Raw genomic sequence first — 19,715 nt, forward strand, 5'->3', positions numbered from 1 at the left:
AAAAAAAGCTACTCAACGAAATACGTTAAGTAGCTTTTTTATTTTTTGAGCTAATCCTTATTTTACTTGATAAGTATTTTTAGCGATACCAATGCCTCCACTAAATGCTGTTCCTTCTACTACAATGTTGATACTTGTTTTTGCATCTGTGTTCCAGTAGGTTAAGGTAGCTTTCCCTGTTGAATCTGTTTGAACATTAGGAGCCCAATGGAGTGTAGAGCGAAAATCTGGACGAACATTTTCTGGTTTATCAACATCGTATTTAGGAGCATAGAATTCGCGAGCTACATGATATCCAAAACGCTTTTGAAGAGCAACACCCAAGGCAGGGTCTTTTGAATAATCGTAGTTTGCTCCACCTCTTTTAGTCAAAATAGAAATTACGCCGTTACTAGCTCGCGAACCAAAAATAGCGGCATCTGCCCCTTTTAATATATCAATTTCATCAACATCACAAGGATTAATACCCGTAAGAATATCAACGGATGTTGCCATACCATCTAATACAACCAGTGGGTCAGTGCTTCCGTTAATGGTGCCTACCCCTCTGATGATTACCTTATATCCACCACTTCCATCAGGCGAAATCTGTACCCCTGGTACTCTACCTTGTAACATTTGTAATACGTTGGTAGCGCCAGCACATAAAATATTATCTACTTTTATCGTATTACTAGCCCTACCATAAATTTTACGAGAATCTGGAGTGGTCTCTTTTTTAGCTCTCACCACTACCTCATCCAGCATCTGAACTTTGTTAAGCTTTAATTTTTTCTCTAGTTCAATAGCATCTTTCGCTTTTTTTAGGAAATCCGAAAGTTCTTTGGCATCAAATTCTATAGGATTAAAAGGGGTTCTTATAATCTGTACTTTGGGCGCACTTGGTTGTGGGTCAATAGATACCTGAAGGTTCTTGCTTCCTTTATCTTTCATGCCTTGTATAAAAACTTGAGTACTATCATTAAAATCAATGCCGTAAAAAGCATAGTTCCCTAAAGAATCTGCACTACTCATTAAAATCTGAGGATTTTCATTTTGCGTTTTCAACATCAATGTCAGGCTTACATTATTCGCAGGTTTACCATTGGGACGTAAGGCTTTTCCTGTTACACTCAACCCTGTTTCTAAAATATGCTGAAAGCTAGGTTTTTTATTGTCAATAATATCTTTCCAAACAAATCGTCTCCAGCCCTGCGTTAGCATTAATATATCTAAATGTCTAGAGGCATTTTCATTATTAGATTCAAAATAATAGGCAGGTTGCTCTATATTACCTTTTAAACTTGCATAGTATTCGCCTGTTTTTTTCTCAGCAATATCTGAAGTCAATAATAAATAAGTTAATAAATTACCTTGAAAAGCATCAGGAATTACTTGCCCAGCATCAGTTACGGCCACAGAAAAATCACCTTTTAAGGGTTTCCCTGCTTTATCAGTTGCTTCCAAATTCAGCGTTACTTTTTCCCTGTTTTTATAGACTGCCTTATCTGTGCTAACTTTTAAATTTATCTGTTTGTCTTGCTGTACAAAAACGAGACGTTCGCATCTTGGTTCGCCTTTTGAATCAAACATCGTAATTTGTATGATACCATCGTCAGGAATTTTATCTTTAGGAATACTTACCCCAAAAGATTTTAGTTTTTCAGAACCCTTCGCTACAAAACAAATTTGTCCTCTTTGTTGTGCTATAATGACAATGTCCTTGGCTTTATCGGCAGGAATGGGTGTACTATTAGAAATGAAAACTTTTATCTTTTCTTTGTTCGATACATTATCAATCGCCATTGTATAGCCTTGCTGATAGGCTGTAGGTAAAACAAAAGACTTGAATGTGCCATCTTTTTGTTTGACGTATGCGGTATAGGTCTCTAGATTTTCAGGGGTAAAATTAAAATATCCCATTCCTAAATGTTCAGAATTGAAGGCTGCGGCAGTGTCTTGAGTACTACTCAATACAAACCCTTCGTGTTCCACTCCTTTACCTGCAATATTTACAGCTTTGAAACCTACTCTCGTTTGAAGACCCACTACTAAATTTCCACCTTCTGGAAAAAATTGTAAATCAGCAACTTCTTGTAATTTGTTTCCTGCGGTTTCGGTGAGTTTATTTTTTGAAGTACCTTCCCAAATTTTTATTTCTTGTCTGAAAAAAAACTCTTCTGAGAAATTTCTCATATAATTGGTATAAGCCCTGATTTGATAACTCCCTTCTGCTAAAGAATCAGGAATGAGAATATCACCAAATGTTGAACCATCAGATTTTAAAGTGCGTTGTGCAATAATTTTGCCTTTTGATTCATCTATTAAGTCAACGTATAGTACTCTGCTGACAGAATCTATTCTATGATAAGTAGCATCAAACAAATAGCCTTTGAACCAAATAGTTTCACCTGCTAGATAATAAGGTTTATCGAGCTGTAAATAAACTTTTTCTTGTGGATTTTCATGATGGAATTTCTCGAATTTGGCGACTAATTTTTCAATAAAATCGTCTCCATCTTCCATAAAAGTAAAGGCAGAGGTGATAAAGAGGGTGATAGATAAAAAAGTAAATAGCTTGCGATTCATGCGTTTAGGTGGGTTTTGTTGTAATACCTTTTAAACGATTCAAATATCTTAGTTGGTGTTTACAAACACAATTATTTTGTGATAGGTGGGGTTTAATGGGGTACAAAAAAAAGATGACCCCAATTAATCAAAACTGAGGTCATCTTTTTATTTATATTCCTTTAACACTACAGCGTTGTAAGGTCGAAACCATCCATGAAGGCAGTAGTAAAGTTTCCAGATTTAAAACGTTCGTCATCCATTAATTTAATATGGAAGGGAATAGTAGTTTTAATTCCTTCAATCACAAATTCTTGTAAAGCACGTTTCATACGAAGTAAAACTTCTTCACGGGTTTGTCCCGATACGATTACTTTCGCAATCATTGAATCGTAGTTTGGTGGAATAGTATAGCCAGAATACACGTGGCTGTCGATTCTCACACCACGACCACCCGGAAGGTGAAGGTTCGTGATTTTCCCTGGAGACGGACGGAAGCCATTTTTAGGGTCTTCAGCATTAATACGGCATTCTAAAGCAAATAATTTAGGGAAATAGTTTTGCCCTGAAATAGGTTCGCCCGCAGCTACTTTTATTTGTTCTTTGATTAAGTCAAAATCAGTAACTTCTTCAGTAATCGGGTGTTCTACTTGGATACGCGTATTCATTTCCATGAAGTAGAAGTCTCCGTTTTTGTCAACAAGAAACTCAATCGTTCCAGCACCTTCATAACCAATAGCAGCAGCACCTTTGATAGCTGCTTCACCCATACGAGCTCTTAACTCTGGTGTAAGGGCTGGTGAAGGCGTTTCTTCACACAATTTTTGGTGACGACGTTGGATAGAGCAATCACGTTCTGATAAGTGACAAACCGTACCGAATTGGTCTCCAACAATTTGGATTTCGATATGGCGTGGTTCTTCTACATATTTCTCCATGTAAAGACCATCGTTTCCAAATGCAGCAGCTGATTCAGTTTTAGCATCTGTCCACAACTTATCAAATTCTTCTTCTTTGCGGATGATTCTCATACCACGGCCACCACCACCAGCAGTAGCTTTGATGATAACTGGGTATTTGATGTCTTTCGCTAAAGCTTTTGCTTCTTCTACCGTATCAATTAATCCATCAGAACCAGGAATTACAGGAACCCCTGATTTTTTCATAGTATCTTTAGCTGTTGCTTTATCACCCATCGAATTGATTTGATCGGCGGTAGCCCCAATAAATTTGATACCATATTCAGCACAAATCCTTGAAAACTCAGCATTTTCAGATAAAAAACCATATCCTGGATGTATCGCATCTGCACCAGTAACTTCGGCAGCAGAAATAATAGCAGGAATATTTAAATAAGATTGACGACTTGGTGGTGGGCCTATACAAACGGCTTCATCAGCAAATTTTACATGAAGGCTCTCACGATCGGCAGTTGAATAAACAGCCACCGTTTTAATGCCCATTTCTTTACAAGTCCTGATGATGCGAAGAGCAATCTCACCTCGGTTGGCAATTAATATTTTTTTAAACATGATTCAATTTGAGCATTTGAAAACTTGAGAATTTATAATTTGATAACTAAAGGTTTAGCAAATTATTCTATCTTCAAATTAAGCCAGTTCTACAACAAATAATGGTTGGTCAAATTCAACTGGCGTTGCATTTTCAACCAAGATTTCAACTACTTTACCTGAAATTTCAGATTCAATTTCGTTGAATAATTTCATTGCTTCAATGATACAAACAGTTTTACCCTTTGTAATTTCTTTACCAATTTCAACAAAAACTGGTGAATCTGGGCTAGCAGAACGATAGAACGTTCCAATCATTGGTGATTTGATAGTAACTCTATTAGCATGAACTACTGGAGCTGCCGCTGGAGTAGCTGGTGCCGCAGGAGCAGCCGCTGATGTTGCAGGAGCCACCGCTGGAGCAGCAACGGCTACTTGTGGAGCTGCTACTTGCTGAATTACTGGTGCTGCACCATAACGTTTAACAGATAATTTTAACTCCGAAGTTTCAATGTTTACTTCATCAAGCGTTGATTGTGCAATAAAATCAAGGAGTTTCTGAATTTCTTTATTTTCCATGTTAGGACTGTTATAGGGATTACTTTACTCTTTCAGCGTACTCGTATGTACGAGTATCGACTTTAATTTTTTCGTCTGTTTGGATGAATAATGGTACAATAATAGTTGCTCCAGTTTCTACAGTAGCTGGTTTTTTCGGCGAGTTAGCTGTATCACCTTTTATGCCAGGTTCAGTATAAGTGACTGTTAACTCAACAAATGGAGGCATTTCGCAAGAAATAGGCAATTCAGTTTCGGCATTAATTAAAATCTCAACTTCCTGGCCTTCTTTCATCAAGTCAGCCGCTTCAACCATCTCTTTATTAAGCGTGATTTGCTCGAAAGTGATATTATCCATAAAAGTATAACCAAACTCTTCAGCATAAAGATATTGGAATACTCTACGTTCAACACGTACGGGGTAGATATTTACGCCTGAGTTGAAGGTATTATCAATCACTTTACCAGAAGTCAATGACTTTAATTTTGTCCTTACAAAAGCAGGTCCTTTACCTGGTTTCACGTGCAAGAATTCAATAATTGAAAATAAATCATTATTGAATTTAATTACTAAACCGTTTTTGATGTCTGCAGTAGTTGCCATTTTTGTTATTGATATTACAATAATGATTAGTAGTATTAAATAATCATCCAGTAATATCGCTATTATTATTTTAAATAAATTTTGTTAATATGAATAAAGTATCCGCAAAATTAATCTTTTATTGATAAATAGTGAAATAAATAAATACTAGAAATTTTGCGAGGGATATTGTTGTCAGTTTAGGCTTAATATGCCCATTTCAGATAGATACTTCCCCAAGTAAATCCTCCGCCAAATGCTGCTAGAATTAAATTATCTCCTTTTTTTAATTGCGATTCATAATCCCACAAACACAAAGGAATAGTAGCGGCTGTGGTATTACCATATTTTTGGATAGTCAACATCACTTTGTCAGGACCTATTCCCATACGGTTTGCCGTAGCATCAATAATTCTTTTGTTCGCTTGGTGAGGTACTAAGAAAGCTACATCTTCCCCAGTAAGCTGGTTACGTTCCATAATTTCAGCTGAAACATCGGCCATTCTGGTTACGGCAAATTTAAATACAGCTGGTCCTTCTTGATGAATATAATGCTGACGTTGGTCAATTGTTTCGTGAGTAGGAGGGTAAGCACTTCCTCCAGCTTTTTGGATTAAGTGATTCGCACCCGAACCATCAGACTTCAATATGAAATCTTGAATACCCAAGCCCTCAGTATTAGCTTCTAATAAAACAGCACCCGAACCATCGCCAAATAGTACACAAGTAGTTCTGTCAGTATAATCAACAATTGAAGACATCTTGTCTGCACCCACTACTACTACTTTCTTGTATCTACCAGCTTCAATAAACATAGCACCAGTAACAAGGGCGTTTAAAAAGCCAGAACAAGCGGCTGCTAGGTCATAAGACCCAACATGAGGGATGCCTACTGCCTCACAAATAATATTGGCAGTAGCTGGGAAAAAATGATCAGGAGAGATAGTAGCACAAATTAATAAATCAATTTCCTCTGGCTTAGTGTTTGTTTTGGCTAATAAACCCTTAACTGCCTCTATTGCCATTACAGATGTACCTTTTCCTTCTCCACGTAGAATATGACGTGTTTTAATGCCCGTTCGGCTTACTATCCATTCATCAGTGGTATCAACAAATTTTGCAAGGTCAGCGTTGGTCAATATATCTTCGGGTACATAACCTTGTACTCCGGTAATTGCTGCAGTGATTTTGGTCATGGTTATATGGGAAATGCTCGAATAATATTTGAAAATCAACGTAGATTATCCAACATCTTTATTCGCTCATTCTTATTACTTTAAGCAAACGCTTTTTTTATTTTTTCAGTTAGCTTAGATTCAACAATGCGATGACAAAGATGAACCATATTTTTGGTGGCAAGTGCCGACGAAGAACCATGTGCTATAACAACGTTTCCGTTGACGCCAATAATCGGACTACCCCCAACGGCTTCATAATTTGTTTGGTCTATGAAGTCGTCTTTAATTCCTCTTTCAGACAAAATTCCGTATAGAGATTCTCCCATTTTCAAGAGAATATTACCTGTAAAACCATCTGTTACAATAACATCGGCTTTTGCCTTGAAAAAGTCTTTGCCTTCAATGTTACCAATGAAGTTTATTTTTCTTTCTTCTTGGAGTAACTTATAGGCTTGCTGAACGATAACCGAACCTTTTTCGGGTTCTTCACCAATGTTCATCAAAGCTACTCTGGGCGATTCAATCCCCATCGTTGCTTTAGCATAAATAGAACCTAAAAGACCAAACTGAGCTAACATCTCAGGTTTAACATCAGCATTGGCACCAATATCAAGAATTACGGCCAAATTGCCGTCTATCTGTGGTGCAAAACCAGCAATAGGAGGGCGTTGAATGCCTTCTATCGTTTTGATAGAAAACAACGAACCTACCATCATTGCACCTGTGTTGCCCGCAGAAGCAAAGACATCAATTGCTCCTGTCTTTAAAAGTTTAAACCCAACTCCGATACTGGAATTGGGTTTAGACTGTAATGCTCTTACAGGATGTTCACCCATTTCTATTGTTTCATTTGCTTCCACAATTTCAATGTTAGAACCCGTAAAATTTTGGTTATCAATTATCTGCTGAATTGCTGCCGTCTGACCAATCAAAACGATGGTTACACCAGCAGGTAATTCTTGAGCTGCCAATACTATTCCTTCAACGATAGCTTTTGGGGCGAAATCTCCACCCATTGCATCAATCCCTATCTTCATTCAATTATTATTTGGTTATTCACTAACGGAATGACAAAAATAACATTTTATGAAGTGTGAAACAGCGTTTTTGTTTGAAAATAGTTTTGAAAACTGATAGTTTTTTGTCAATTCTTCGTTTGAATGTTGATATTCAGCACATTAAGAGATAGACAATTCCCAAAATCAATTAATTATGCTTGAACAGCATAACCTTCTACAATCATTTTACCTTTGTAAAATAAGTTTCCTTCAAATACGTGAGCACGGTGACGTAAGTGAATTTCTCCAGTTGTTGGATCTGTAGTGATTGTTTTTGGAGTTCCAAAATCGTGTGAACGTCTTTTATCTCTACGAGTTGTCGAGTGTCTGCGTTTAGGATGTGCCATTTGCTTATTTCTTTAATTTTGTTATTCTTTATTTATCTAAAAACGTAATTTGCCAGTATGGTGGCCAAATTATTAATTATTATTCAATTTCTTTAAAATAGCCCAGCGTGGGTCTATTTCGGGTTCATCATCGTTTGTTTTTTCTTCATCGTCGTCATCATCATCTGAATCTCCGGTTGAAGTAGAATAAACAATTTCTCCCTCGTCATCATCTTCCCACACTAAATCTTCAAAGTCTTCGTCTAAATCATCATCATCCAAACTTGATAAAAATGTTTGCTCTTCAACTTGAAAACGGGGATGAAGCTTTTTCATTGGAATCTGTAAACCAATGAATTCATAAATATCTTGAGCTACGTTGATATACTGTGTATTTCTATCAATCAACATTAACTCATCTGTAATCTCTTCGGTATGATCAGAAAACTTTAAAATCATTTTCTGGGTAATATCCACAGGGAAGTCGAAAGTATCCAAACTACGGTCACAAGTGAGTTCTACAGAACCTACAATATGATACAATAATTGAATCATTACTTCCGATTTATCTAAAGTAACGGTTGCTTTGAAATTCCCTTTTTCGATTAAATCTTGCTCTAATGCCACAAAAAAGTCATCACCTCCCTCAAATTCATGCACATAATGCTTGTTTTCAAGGCGGAAGATGTCAATCTTAAATGTATTTAATATGCTCTTATTCACTTGGTTTCATCGAAAAGACTGCAAAATTAGGGACTATTTTTTACAATGACAAGTATTGAACAAAATATTACCAGTACTTATTGCCAAATATCTTTTGGATAACGACCTTTGTTCCATGAAACAGATTATAAAAAACAATCCTTTATACTTTGGCTTATATATCGTTGTATGGCTTATAGGGCTTGTATGGGTGCTTAGTACCAATAAATTTGACCAAATGGTATTGATTAACCGATATAATGCATTGTGGGCTGACTCCTTTTTTGTAATGGCTACACAATTGGGTGAAGGATGGTTTTTTGTGGCTATAATCCTATGTTATTTATTTATTAGTTATGATAAAGCTCTGATACTTACGGCTTCTTTGGGTTTAAGCTCTCTAGTTTCATTTTTATTAAAACTTAGTTTTGATAATCTCCGTCCCATGGCTTTTTTTGCAGATAAGCATATAAAATGGTATTTTGTTGATGGCGTAAAAATTAATATTCACCTCAGTTTTCCTTCTGGGCATACCACTACTGCTTTTGCCGTTTTTACGTTGCTTACTATCTTTCTTATCAACAAAAAGTGGTCTGTGCTCTTTTTATTATTAGCTTGTTTGGCAGGTTATTCAAGATGTTATCTTTTCCAACATTTCCCTGAAGATGTTTTGGCGGGCTCTGTCGTAGGGACGGTTAGTAGTATGGTAGTCTATATATTGATAAATAAAATGCTTGAGAATAATCCCAAAGATTGGCATAGAAAAAGGCTGATTCCTCCTAAGAAATCCTAGTTGTGAGTTAGTGAGTGATAAATTGTGAGTACAACAGTGGACATTAGACGCTAGATGTAAGACTAATAATAATGTACTCACTAACTCACAACTCATCATTCACAACTCTATTGTTCTATCAAATTCTTCCTTTCCAATTTCTTAAAGAAATCATACATCGGGTTAACATCTAGTTTCACAAACTTCTGCCATAGTTTAATAGCCTTAGTAATTAATTGACTTTCTATCAGAAAACCATCGTGACCGTATAGAGAATCTAAGGCTTGGAAAGTAGCACCAGGGATATGTTTTGCCAAAAAGGCTTGTTCATTAATCGGGAACAGCGCATCTGATTTGATGCCCATTACCAATGTTTTAGCCTTAATCTGTGATAATGCCTGAATAGCTCCGCCTCTGCCACGACCCACATCCTGCGAATCCATCACCTGTGAAAGTACATAATATGAAAAAGCATTAAAACGCTGGGCTAACTTTTCTCCTTGATAGCGTTGGTAGCTCATAGCACGATGCACTTTGCCCAAAGATTCATCTTTACGGGCTTGTGTTACACCATAGGTTTCATAATTTCTATACGAAATCAAGGCGGTAGCTCTGGCAGCTTTCATGCCCTCGATACCTGCTTGTGGGTGACTTTCTTTCCAAGTTGGGTCTACTTCAATTGACATTCTTTGCGATTCATTAAACGCAATCCCCCAAGGTGAATGTTGTGCATTAGTAGCAATCAGAATCAGGTTTTCAATCAAATTTGGCTGAGAAATAGCCCATTCTACACTTTGTTGACCACCCAAAGAACCGCCAATACACGTTTTGATTCGAGTGATTCCGAGATGCTCGCGGAGTAAATCAAAAGAATTTACAATATCGCGTATAGTAATAAAAGGAAAAGTATGAAAATAGGGTTCGCCAGTAGCTGGATTGATAGAAAGAGGGCCAGTACTGCCATAATGTGACCCTAATACATTCACGCAAATGATAAAATGTTTGTCAGGGTCGAATAGCTTACCTCTGCCTACTAACCCTTGCCACCAATCTTCTACATCATGACTACCCGTAAAAGCATGACAAACCCAAATTACATTAGAGCAATCAGCGTTTATCTTACCTAATGATTGATAAGCTAATGTTACTTCTGGTAAAACACCTCCTGCCTCTAGTTCAAAGGCTTGATTATATTTAAAAAGATTATTCAATGTATAAAAGACTTGAGCACCAATACTCATTTGAGTGAAACCTTTATTTACGCAATCAAAAGCGAATGATAAGATAATTGCTTTTGTAAATCCTCGAAACTTTCTTCATATTCCCAGTACATCAATCGTCCATGCGAACCCGTCACCAAAATATATTTTTCAGAAATAGACTGTATGCGGTTGATAGCTACCACCTTTACCATCTTCTGAGCCACAGTTACTTCTTCAATAATTTCCTTATTGTTGGCGTCGAAGCCATGAACAATGAGGTAATTGCCCGTTGTGATTTTAATTAATTTTGACATAATAGCTGACAAATTTGGTCACGATAAAATCATGACGATAAACGAAAATAAATCGTAAACCTGACGAATACTTTACAGCATGAAAAAATGACTGGGAGAGTACTTCGTAATTGGTTTATATTTCCTAAAAACTAGCCAAATGACTATACAATTTTTAGGTAGGAATTAGCACCTTGCCTTTACGAGCGGTAGGTTGCCAGAAGTTCATAGAGCCTATTCTCTCCCTTCTTCTTTATAAATCAATTACCTGTGGAGGTCGAAACCTCAGAGGAAAATTGACTTGATGATGCAAAGTAAATCGTGAAAGCTTGAAAAAGCAAATTTTTTAGGCATTCTCCCCAAAGAATCTTCTTTCCGTGGAAAAAAATAGGTTATATATTTTTCTCTTAGCGGGCGACTTAAGTCGCCCGCTAAGAGAAAAAAGGTTGTAATTATCTTATCAAAGGTCAAAAATAAGAACTTACCATTACTGAATACCTTTCAACAAACCGTCCATTAGTACATCGATATCGTTCATATCATTATAAAGATGTGGTGCAAGCCTGATAGATTGCCCTCGGAACGAAACAAAAACTTTGCGTTCTTGTAAGGCAGCTTGAATTTTTTGGTAATCTATATGCTCAGGAATCCTGACACCTACTAAATGGCTACTTCTGTAAGGTTTTTCTTCTACCCAGTAGCCATGTGCTTGTAAAATGTCCAAAGGTTCTTTCAACAATTCATCACAATAGTTATTGATAGCATTTACTCCCCAAACATTGATTTGTTCTATCGCCGCAGTGAGCATGGGGTTTAAAATAAAGTTACTTCTTTCACCCATGTTGTATCTATCCGCTTTGGCTCTATACTGAGTTTGGTAATTAATCAAATTTTTAAAATCCTCAGAACCCACCCGATTTATCCAGTTACGTTCCAAGGGATTGCCCTCATCGAAAAAAGCTCCGAAATAGGCTACACCTGCTGAATAAGGGCCTAAAAGCCATTTATATCCGGGATTGATGATGGCATCGGGCTGTACTTTTTGTACATCAAAAGGCATCGCTCCGATAGACTGTGTGCCATCCAATACCAACAATGCACCTACCGAACGGCAGTGTTGACCAATGATTTCGGTATTAAAAGAAGTGCCATCAGCCCAATGTGTAGGTGATACTACTACTAAACAAGTGTTGCTAGTGATGGCTTCCAACAATTTTTCATTCCATATTTTACCCCTATTTTCTAAGGATGCTGGAGGATGAACTACCCTCATTTTTAAACCTAAATTGATACAAACCTCTTCCCAAGCATATACGTCTGAAGGGAATTCTTCGCTGACCATTACAATTTCTTGTCCTGCTCGTATATTTGGCTTTCTATACAAGTTTTTAGCTACAATTGCCATGCCGTAGGACGACGAGGGTAGTAACACAATACGCTCAGGGTCGGGACAGTTAATCAGTTTGGCATACGCATTTTTAACAGGTTCAGTTGTTTCAAAAAAGCTTTGTGAAGTAATGTTTTGAGGTTGCGTTTTTCGCAAAATTCCTTGAATACCAGCTTCTTCTACCGATTTAAGATTGGGTGCCATGGTGGCACAATTGATATAATGAATACCTTCTTCAAGGCTAAAAAGATGTTTTTGACAGGATAAACTCATTTTGTTGATGTTATATTGAAAGGTTTTCAAAAATACATATTCTTGACGATTTTAAGCTATAAATGATTTGTACAACACAAAAAGGTGTAATTTTGAGTATGCGTATAGATGAATCAACCATAGAACGAATCCGACAAAGTGCTGATATTGCCGATGTAATAGGTGATTATGTTTCTTTGAAGAAGAAAGGAGCAAACCTTTGGGCTTGTTGTCCATTTCATGGCGAAAAATCACCGTCGTTTTCAGTATCGCCTGCTAAGGGTATTTATAAGTGTTTTGGTTGTGGAAAAGCTGGAGATGCTATCCGTTTTATCATGGATATTGAAGGACTGGGCTATGGCGAAGCTTTGCGGCATTTAGCCAAAAAGTATGGCATTGAAATCCAAGAAACACAGCTTTCAGACGAACAACAATTAGCACAGAATGAACGTGAAAGTTTACTGATTGCGCTGAATTATGCTAAGAACTATTATCAAGATAACCTTTTTCAGCACGAAGAAGGGAAAAATATAGCCTATCCATATTTTAAAGAAAGAGGATTCTCAGATAAAACGATTCGTACGTTTGAATTGGGTTATAGCCTAGATAATTGGGATGCTTTTACAAAAGAAGCTGTCAGGAATGGATATAATGTAGACATTTTAGTAAAGGCTGGCTTGACGATTTTGAAGGGCAATGAGAACGAGACTGTTCAGCAAAATCAGAAAACCTTTGACCGTTTTAGAAATAGAGTAACTTTCCCTATCCACAACGTATCAGGAAAAGTAATTGCTTTTGGTGCAAGAATCTTGAAAAATGATAAAACGCAGGCAAAATATTTAAACTCGCCCGAAACAGAGGTTTATCATAAATCGAATGTACTTTACGGAATTTACCAAGCCAAAAATGCTATTCGTACCAAAGACGTTTGTTATTTGGTAGAAGGTTATACCGATGTTATTTCTTTGCATCAAGCAGGTATTGAAAACGTAGTGGCATCGTCTGGAACATCTTTGACGATAGAACAAATTCGTTTGATTGCTCGTTTTTCACAGAATATTACAGTTTTGTATGACGGTGACCCCGCTGGAATTAAGGCTTCGTTGCGAGGAATGGACATGATTTTGGAAGAAGGACTTAACGTAAAGTTGGTTGTTTTTCCAGAAGGCGAAGACCCTGATAGTTACGTTCAGAAAATCGGTTCGGATGCTTTTGTAGAGTATATACAAAAAACCGCTAGCGATTTTATTACTTTTAAAGCAGAATTATCACTCAAAGAAGCTGGAAGTGACCCTTTCAAAAGAGCCGAGTTGATAAAAGACATGGTGGCTAGTATTTCTAAAATTCCTGACTCTATTAAAAGATCAGTATTTTTTCAGAAAACAGCTAATTTGATGCAGATTGATGAAGGGATTTTAATTGCCGAAAGCAATAAGATTTCTTTAGAAAGAAGCAAACAACGGGAAAAGGATAACCAAAGAGATGCCAATCGTCAGCGATTACAAAACGATTTACCGTCAGGAGTAACCCTTAGTAAACCTGAACCCAATGTAAATTTTGATGATTTACCAAGCTTTTCAGAAGAAGATGAGTTTTCGGGTTTTCCAACAGATTTTATACCGAATAATCGTACAACAAATGTACAAAATATACAGCCTAATATTCCTGTTAGTCCCCCAAAGGTGCTTACAGGCATTGCTTTACAAGAAAAAGAATGTGTACGCTTGTTGATTAGTCATGGCATTAAGGAAGTTGACCCAGGGGTAGCACCAGGCGTTACATTGATGCAGTATATTTTATCAGAGATTGATGGAATGAATTTTGGTACGCCTATCTATCACGATATTCTGACAATGTGCCGAGAAAGATTTATGCAGGGAGTCGTATTGGATACTAAATTTTTTATTAGTCACAGCAATCCAACTATTCAACAAGAAGCCATCAACCTTGTTACTGAACGTTATTCAGCTTCTGAGGCTTGGTTGAAATATGAAATTATTGTTCCTACCGAAGACGATAAGTTAGCAGATTTGGCTTATCAGAATATTTTACGATTAAAGAAGGCTTTCAACGACCAACAGATGAAAGACTTGATGCAACAGCTTGCCAAAACTTCTGATGCCGATGAGCAGACTCATTTATTGGGTTTATTTATGAAAGCCAAAGAAATTGAAAAGCAAATATCCAAAGAATTAGGAACCGTAGTTGGAAGATAGAAACAAAACAAAGACAATGACAAAGACATTATATTTGGTTCGCCATGCCAAAGCCTCAGAGTCAGTTAGCCCTGATTTAATCCGTCCACTGACCTCAAGTGGCATGATTGATGCCGCCAGAATGGGCAGAAATTTATCAACCAAAATCAATCCCATTGATTTAATCATTACTTCTAATGCCGAGCGTACACAAATGACGGCTAAAGTACTTTCTGAACAATTGGGTATTGCTGACGAAAAGATACATGTATTAAGTGATTTGTATGAAAGCTCGCCTAAACACTACTTGGATGCAGTAAATGCCATTCCTGAAAATATAAATGCTGTAATATTGGTTGGTCATAACCCAAGTATCAGTTATTTCGCAGAATACCTCACGCATGCTGATATTGGCTCGATGCCTACATGTGCAGTTGTAGGGATGAAAATAGAAAATTTAGCTTGGGCAGAAGTAGGGAAAAAATCAGGAGATTTGATATTCTATGATTCGCCTGAGAGTATTTTGGGGTATAATATATAATGGTTGAAGAAGCTGTAAATATATATATCATTTTTCTATTAGCTGGCGACTTAAGTTGCTAGCTAATAGAAAGAATTAGAACAATCGTTTTTATACTTGAAAACTATTATTCATTTACTCAATCCTTAGTGCAACGATAAACTATCTCTTAATGCTACATCTTTTGGACTATGCTTTGTCCAATAATCGCTTAGAAGTGTTTTCTTTAAAATAGCTTTAGTTGTCCAAGTTTTTCCTTGATTAACATTATGTTCCGTCCACCCCATAATTTTATATGGAAAAGCTTCTTGAAAAACTACTTCCACTGAACGAGATTTTTCTGGGTAAGTAATAGAAAATACCTTTAGCTTTTTCTCCGTAAAATCTGTTCCTGTATAATCTTTTAATGCAGCTTTAGCCGACAATACTGTTGGTAATTGATGAGTTAATTGTGAATAACTAAAACTTGGAATCATCTCAATATCACCATTAGGTAAAGTTTCAGGCGAAAGGCGGATGTTATTCCAAATTTCATCTTCTAGCCAAGTTCTTTTTAATTCAAAATCTTCTTGTACTTCTTTTTCAGTATAGCTTTTCCCTTCTATTTGATAAGCTCTATTCTTGTTATTCAATTGCAAATAAGCCATTCCGTTCCAGTCTTGCAAAGAAGTAGCTACTTTCAATGCGTGTGGAAATGCCTTTGTATCAATGGCTGAAAAAACAGAAGTCATTAATGAATAATCAGCAATACCTGTCAGAAATTTTTCTGTAAGATTTACCTTTAGTACACTAGTAGCCTCTGATTTATTATCCGCATCTAGTTTTACTTGTTTATCCGTTCTAAAATTTTCTGTTACAAAAATCATGATGCTTTCCCCAACAGAACTTTGTCCATTATTATCTTTTTGCAAAGCATAACTATTGATTTCCGCTTTGTTTTTATACCAATAATCGGCAAAAACTTTATCAGAAGCCGTAGGCATTGAAAGCAAATTAACGTCGGGCTTTTTAGGCGCTTGTTGATAAATAGTAGCACCGTTGGCAAAAGCATATACAACTGCCAAGGTAACACAGATGGCTAAAAAGTTATTTCTGATGAAGTGATTCATAAAATAGAAATTTCAAAGATTGATATGAGCTTCAATTTACACATTTTAGATAAATTCCGTATCTTGGAAAAAGAATAATTACTTCTTCCCATTTCATTCAACATTCTTCAATTATTAATTAAAATGAAAAAATATTTACATTACTTTATCGCCTCCTCGGTTTTAATATTAACTGCCTTTCAGGCTCATTCCCAAATAGAAAAAGCACCACCGAGAGCAGAAGGCGAAGGTCAATACAATCGGATGATTATCCGTGGTGTAAACCTTATCAATGGTACAGGTTCTCCGATGCAAGGCCCTTGTGATATAGTAGTCGAGAAAAATAAAATCGTTGAAATCAAAGTAGTTGGGTATCCGGGTGTTCCGATAGACCCTAAGAGTCGCCCAAAACTGAATGATGGGGATAAAGAATTAGACTGTACTGGTATGTATATGTTGCCAGGTTTTGTAGATATGCACGGACATATAGGTGGAAAGTCGCAAGGAACACCTGCTGAATATGTTTATAAACTATGGTTGGGACATGGCATTACTACCATCCGTGACCCTTCGGCTGGGAATGGTTTAGACTGGGTGTTAGATCAAAAGGCAAAATCTTTAAAAAATGAAATTACTGCACCTAGAATTTTGGCATATACAGCTTTTGGAATGGGAGCCAAGGAAACCATTTCAACCGCAGAACAAGCCAAAGCTTGGGTAGAAGAAAATGCCAAAAAAGGAGCTGATGGTATAAAGTTTTTCGGAGCAAGACCAGAAGTAATAGAAGTGGCCATTAAAAGAAATAAAGAATTAGGCTTACGTTCGGCATATCATCATGCACAAGTGGATGTGGCTCGTTGGAATGTTTTGAATTCTGCCAGAGCGGGACTAACTTCTATGGAACACTGGTATGGTTTGCCTGAGGCACTTTTTGAAAGCCAGACTATCCAAGATTATCCAGCAGATTATAATTATAGTAATGAACAAAATCGTTTTGAAGAGGCAGGTAAACTATGGAAACAAGCAGCCAAGCCGGGGTCAAAACGATGGAATGAAGTAATGGATGAATTGCTAAAACTAGATTTTACCATCGACCCTACTTTTAATATTTACGAAGCCAATCGTGAATTGATGTTAGCACGCAGAGCCGAATGGCATGAAGAATATACGATGCCTCAATTATGGCGTTTTTATCAGCCTTCGCGTATTTCTCATGGTTCATACTGGCAAGAATGGGGCACAGAGCAAGAAGTGCAGTGGAAAGAAAATTATAAACTTTGGATGGCATTTATCAATGAATATAAAAACAGAGGAGGGAGAGTAACGGCTGGGTCTGATTCAGGCTTTATTTTCCAGCTATATGGCTTTGCTTATATCCGAGAACTAGAATTATTAAGAGAAGCAGGTTTTCATCCTTTGGAAGTAATTCGTGCAGCAAGTTTAAAAGGTGCTGAGGCATTGGGAATGGCTGATAAAATAGGAAGTATTGAAGTAGGTAAATTGGCAGATATGGTGATTTTAGAAGAAAATCCGCTAAAAAACCTAAAGAACCTTTACGGAACAGGAGCTATTAAGTTGACAGATAAAAATGAAGTAATTCGAGTGGGAGGTGTAAAATATACTATTAAAGATGGCGTAATTTATGATGCTAAAAAACTGTTGGAAGATGTACGTAAGATTGTAGCAGATGCTAAAAAGAAAGAAAACTTCGAGATTTTTCAACCGGGATTAGAGAAGAAATCAGGGGCGAAAGTACAGGGAAGTAAGGAATAGAGATAGCACTTTAAAGTTCTCACCTTTACTATTAGCCGGTGACTTAAGTCGCCGGCTAATAGTAAAGGTGAGAATTATATTATCAAAAATAACCCATCTTTACATGCAGCTCAATCGCCCGCCATCTACAGGCAAGTTAACGCCATTGATATAAGCTGCCGCTGGACTGCATAAAAATGCTACGGCTGCACCAAATTCTTCTGCCTCACCAAATCTGCCTGCTGGAATATCTGCTTGAAAAACCTTTTCCATCGCTTCTTTTTCTAATCCTGCTGAATTGGCTCGTGAGTTTACTACAAAATCTAAACGTGCCGTTTTAGTATAACCTGGCAATACATTATTCACGGTAATACCAAATTGTCCCAATTCATTTGCCAAGGTTTTTGACCATGAAGCTACCGCTCCACGAGTAGTATTGGATACACCTAAACCATTGATGGGTTGTTTTACCGAAGTAGAAATGACATTGATAATTCTACCAAAACCTGCTGATTTCATGCTTGGAACACAGGCTTGCACCAAAATATGATTACAAATTAAATGATTGGAAAAAGCTTGTGTAAATTCCTCAATCTTGGCATCTATGATAGCGCCACCTGCTGGGCCTCCTGTATTGTTCACCAATATATGAACTACTGGATTGGCTTCAAGGTGTTTTTCGATACCCGCTTTTACTTCATCAGGTTTAGAAAAATCAGCTACGAAATAAGAATGTTGCTGTCCTTTTGAACTATCTAGGCTTTGAAGAGTTTCCTTGAGTGTAGTCTCGTTACGGGCTACTAAAGTTACATTAGCACCTAACAGTGCAAGTTCGATGGCCGAAGCACGACCAAGTCCTTGGGTACTGCCACAAACAATGGCATTTTTATGGGTTAAATCTAAATTCATGATTGGAGAAAATAAAATATATTAAGCTATTTTTACTTTAATTGATGTATACTTCTATGTGTTATAACCTTATAAACATTTAACTCATAAACCTTAAAGTAATATTTACGAACAAAGATATGCCAGATTTATCATTTAGAAGTACAGAAAAAGAACTGATTGACGACTTAGATTTAGATAATGATGCCCTCCGTCAGAATTTGGAAGAATTGGCTATCATCAATAAATATTTAGGGGGTAATCAAGTAACGATTAGTGGACTTGAGACTGTCTTCAACAATTTGACTACTCAACAACCTACCTATAAAATAGCAGATTTGGGGTGTGGTGGAGGCGATATGCTGATGGTAATAGCAAAATGGGCAAAAAAGAAACAGGTAAAAGCTGAATTGATAGGGATTGATGCCAATGATTTTATGATTGAATTTGCTAAAAAAAGGACAACTCAATTCCCCGAAATTCAGTACTTATATCAGAATATTTTTTCAGAAGAGTTCCAGCAACATTCCTTTGATATTGTTACGATGACGCTGTTTTGTCATCATTTTGATAACGAGAGTTTGATAAAACTATTTAAGCAACTCAAACAACAAAGTCGCCTAGCCATTGTGATTAACGATATTCATCGCCATTGGTTTGCTTATCATTCTATCGCATGGATTACCAAACTATTCTTAAAATCATACTTGGTAAAAAACGACGCTAAATTGTCAGTTTGGCGAGCCTTCCGAAAATCAGATTTAGCAACCATCATTCAGCAAGCAGGCTATACACGATATTCAATCAAGTGGAAATGGGCTTTTCGTTGGGAAGTGGTCTTGTTTTGTGACTAAGGAGGAATCTCAAGTTTTAATTCTACTTCAAAATGTTAAGTTTTCTTAA

Annotated in this window: 18 protein-coding genes and 1 riboswitch; of the genes, 5 read left to right on the forward strand and 13 right to left on the reverse strand. The window is 36.8% G+C overall.

Annotation, left to right across the window (positions count from 1 at the left end):
* Window positions 1-57: 57 nt before the first annotated feature.
* From J2Y60_RS00735 to J2Y60_RS00770, 8 genes are all read right to left on the reverse strand, one after another.
* Window positions 58-2,568 (reverse strand): TonB-dependent receptor plug domain-containing protein, encoded by a 2,511-nt coding sequence (locus J2Y60_RS00735; protein WP_309912738.1) that lies wholly within the window; start codon window positions 2,566-2,568, stop codon window positions 58-60.
* A 167-nt stretch (window positions 2,569-2,735) separates the two neighbouring features.
* A complete protein-coding gene (gene accC / locus J2Y60_RS00740; RefSeq protein WP_309912735.1) occupies window positions 2,736-4,079 on the reverse strand; it encodes an acetyl-CoA carboxylase biotin carboxylase subunit in 1,344 nt (447 codons plus the stop codon).
* Window positions 4,080-4,157: 78 nt separating this feature from the next.
* Window positions 4,158-4,637: an acetyl-CoA carboxylase biotin carboxyl carrier protein gene (accB, locus tag J2Y60_RS00745; RefSeq protein WP_309912733.1), complete on the reverse strand. Its 480-nt coding sequence runs from the start codon at window positions 4,635-4,637 to the stop codon at window positions 4,158-4,160.
* A 19-nt stretch (window positions 4,638-4,656) separates the two neighbouring features.
* Window positions 4,657-5,220: an elongation factor P gene (gene efp / locus J2Y60_RS00750; RefSeq protein WP_309912730.1), complete on the reverse strand. Its 564-nt coding sequence runs from the start codon at window positions 5,218-5,220 to the stop codon at window positions 4,657-4,659.
* A 185-nt stretch (window positions 5,221-5,405) separates the two neighbouring features.
* Window positions 5,406-6,395 (reverse strand): beta-ketoacyl-ACP synthase III, encoded by a 990-nt coding sequence (locus J2Y60_RS00755; RefSeq protein ID WP_309912728.1) that lies wholly within the window; start codon window positions 6,393-6,395, stop codon window positions 5,406-5,408.
* An 80-nt stretch (window positions 6,396-6,475) separates the two neighbouring features.
* Window positions 6,476-7,414, reverse strand: a complete 939-nt coding sequence (plsX, locus tag J2Y60_RS00760; protein WP_309912726.1) for a phosphate acyltransferase PlsX — start codon at window positions 7,412-7,414, stop codon at window positions 6,476-6,478.
* Window positions 7,415-7,587: 173 nt separating this feature from the next.
* Complete coding sequence (gene rpmF, locus J2Y60_RS00765) at window positions 7,588-7,782, reverse strand: 50S ribosomal protein L32 (RefSeq protein WP_309912724.1); 195 nt, start codon at window positions 7,780-7,782, stop codon at window positions 7,588-7,590.
* 72 nt (window positions 7,783-7,854) lie between these two features.
* Window positions 7,855-8,484 carry a DUF177 domain-containing protein gene (locus tag J2Y60_RS00770; protein ID WP_309912722.1) on the reverse strand — a complete coding sequence of 210 codons (630 nt, stop codon included), beginning with the start codon at window positions 8,482-8,484 and terminating at the stop codon, window positions 7,855-7,857.
* Window positions 8,485-8,599: 115 nt separating this feature from the next.
* On the opposite strand from J2Y60_RS00770, the gene J2Y60_RS00775 reads away from it, so the two are divergent.
* Window positions 8,600-9,256: a phosphatase PAP2 family protein gene (locus J2Y60_RS00775; RefSeq protein WP_309912720.1), complete on the forward strand. Its 657-nt coding sequence runs from the start codon at window positions 8,600-8,602 to the stop codon at window positions 9,254-9,256.
* A 107-nt stretch (window positions 9,257-9,363) separates the two neighbouring features.
* On the opposite strand, the gene metX is transcribed toward J2Y60_RS00775, so the two are convergent.
* The 3 genes from metX to J2Y60_RS00790 form a co-directional block, all read right to left on the reverse strand.
* Complete coding sequence (gene metX, locus J2Y60_RS00780) at window positions 9,364-10,476, reverse strand: homoserine O-acetyltransferase (RefSeq protein WP_309912717.1); 1,113 nt, start codon at window positions 10,474-10,476, stop codon at window positions 9,364-9,366.
* A 17-nt stretch (window positions 10,477-10,493) separates the two neighbouring features.
* Window positions 10,494-10,751: a hypothetical protein gene (locus tag J2Y60_RS00785; protein ID WP_309912714.1), complete on the reverse strand. Its 258-nt coding sequence runs from the start codon at window positions 10,749-10,751 to the stop codon at window positions 10,494-10,496.
* 112 nt (window positions 10,752-10,863) lie between these two features.
* A riboswitch (SAM riboswitch) is annotated at window positions 10,864-10,992 on the reverse strand.
* Between the two features lie 225 nt (window positions 10,993-11,217).
* Window positions 11,218-12,390, reverse strand: coding sequence for an aminotransferase class V-fold PLP-dependent enzyme (locus J2Y60_RS00790; RefSeq protein ID WP_309912711.1), 1,173 nt, complete (start codon window positions 12,388-12,390; stop codon window positions 11,218-11,220).
* 62 nt (window positions 12,391-12,452) lie between these two features.
* Between J2Y60_RS00790 and dnaG the strand changes: the two genes are divergently transcribed.
* Both dnaG and J2Y60_RS00800 read left to right on the forward strand, forming a co-directional pair.
* Complete coding sequence (dnaG, locus tag J2Y60_RS00795) at window positions 12,453-14,585, forward strand: DNA primase (protein ID WP_309912709.1); 2,133 nt, start codon at window positions 12,453-12,455, stop codon at window positions 14,583-14,585.
* Between the two features lie 16 nt (window positions 14,586-14,601).
* Window positions 14,602-15,105, forward strand: coding sequence for a histidine phosphatase family protein (locus J2Y60_RS00800; RefSeq protein ID WP_309912707.1), 504 nt, complete (start codon window positions 14,602-14,604; stop codon window positions 15,103-15,105).
* A 125-nt stretch (window positions 15,106-15,230) separates the two neighbouring features.
* Here the strand turns inward: J2Y60_RS00800 and J2Y60_RS00805 are convergent, their stop codons facing one another.
* Window positions 15,231-16,193, reverse strand: a complete 963-nt coding sequence (locus J2Y60_RS00805) for a hypothetical protein (protein WP_309912705.1) — start codon at window positions 16,191-16,193, stop codon at window positions 15,231-15,233.
* A 123-nt stretch (window positions 16,194-16,316) separates the two neighbouring features.
* Between J2Y60_RS00805 and J2Y60_RS00810 the strand changes: the two genes are divergently transcribed.
* Window positions 16,317-17,945 (forward strand): amidohydrolase family protein, encoded by a 1,629-nt coding sequence (locus tag J2Y60_RS00810; RefSeq protein ID WP_309912703.1) that lies wholly within the window; start codon window positions 16,317-16,319, stop codon window positions 17,943-17,945.
* A 99-nt stretch (window positions 17,946-18,044) separates the two neighbouring features.
* On the opposite strand, the gene J2Y60_RS00815 is transcribed toward J2Y60_RS00810, so the two are convergent.
* On the reverse strand, window positions 18,045-18,833 hold the full coding sequence (locus J2Y60_RS00815) for an SDR family oxidoreductase (RefSeq protein WP_309912701.1): 789 nt from the start codon (window positions 18,831-18,833) through the stop codon (window positions 18,045-18,047).
* Window positions 18,834-18,952: 119 nt separating this feature from the next.
* Here J2Y60_RS00815 and J2Y60_RS00820 point away from each other — a divergent pair, with 119 nt between their 5' ends.
* Entirely contained in the window at window positions 18,953-19,666 is a 714-nt protein-coding gene (locus tag J2Y60_RS00820) for a methyltransferase domain-containing protein (protein ID WP_309912698.1), read from the forward strand.
* Window positions 19,667-19,715 lie beyond the last annotated feature (49 nt).

Source organism: Arcicella sp. BE140, from assembly GCF_031456255.1.
In the GTDB taxonomy this organism is placed as follows: Bacteria; Bacteroidota; Bacteroidia; order Cytophagales; family Spirosomataceae; genus Arcicella; species Arcicella aquatica.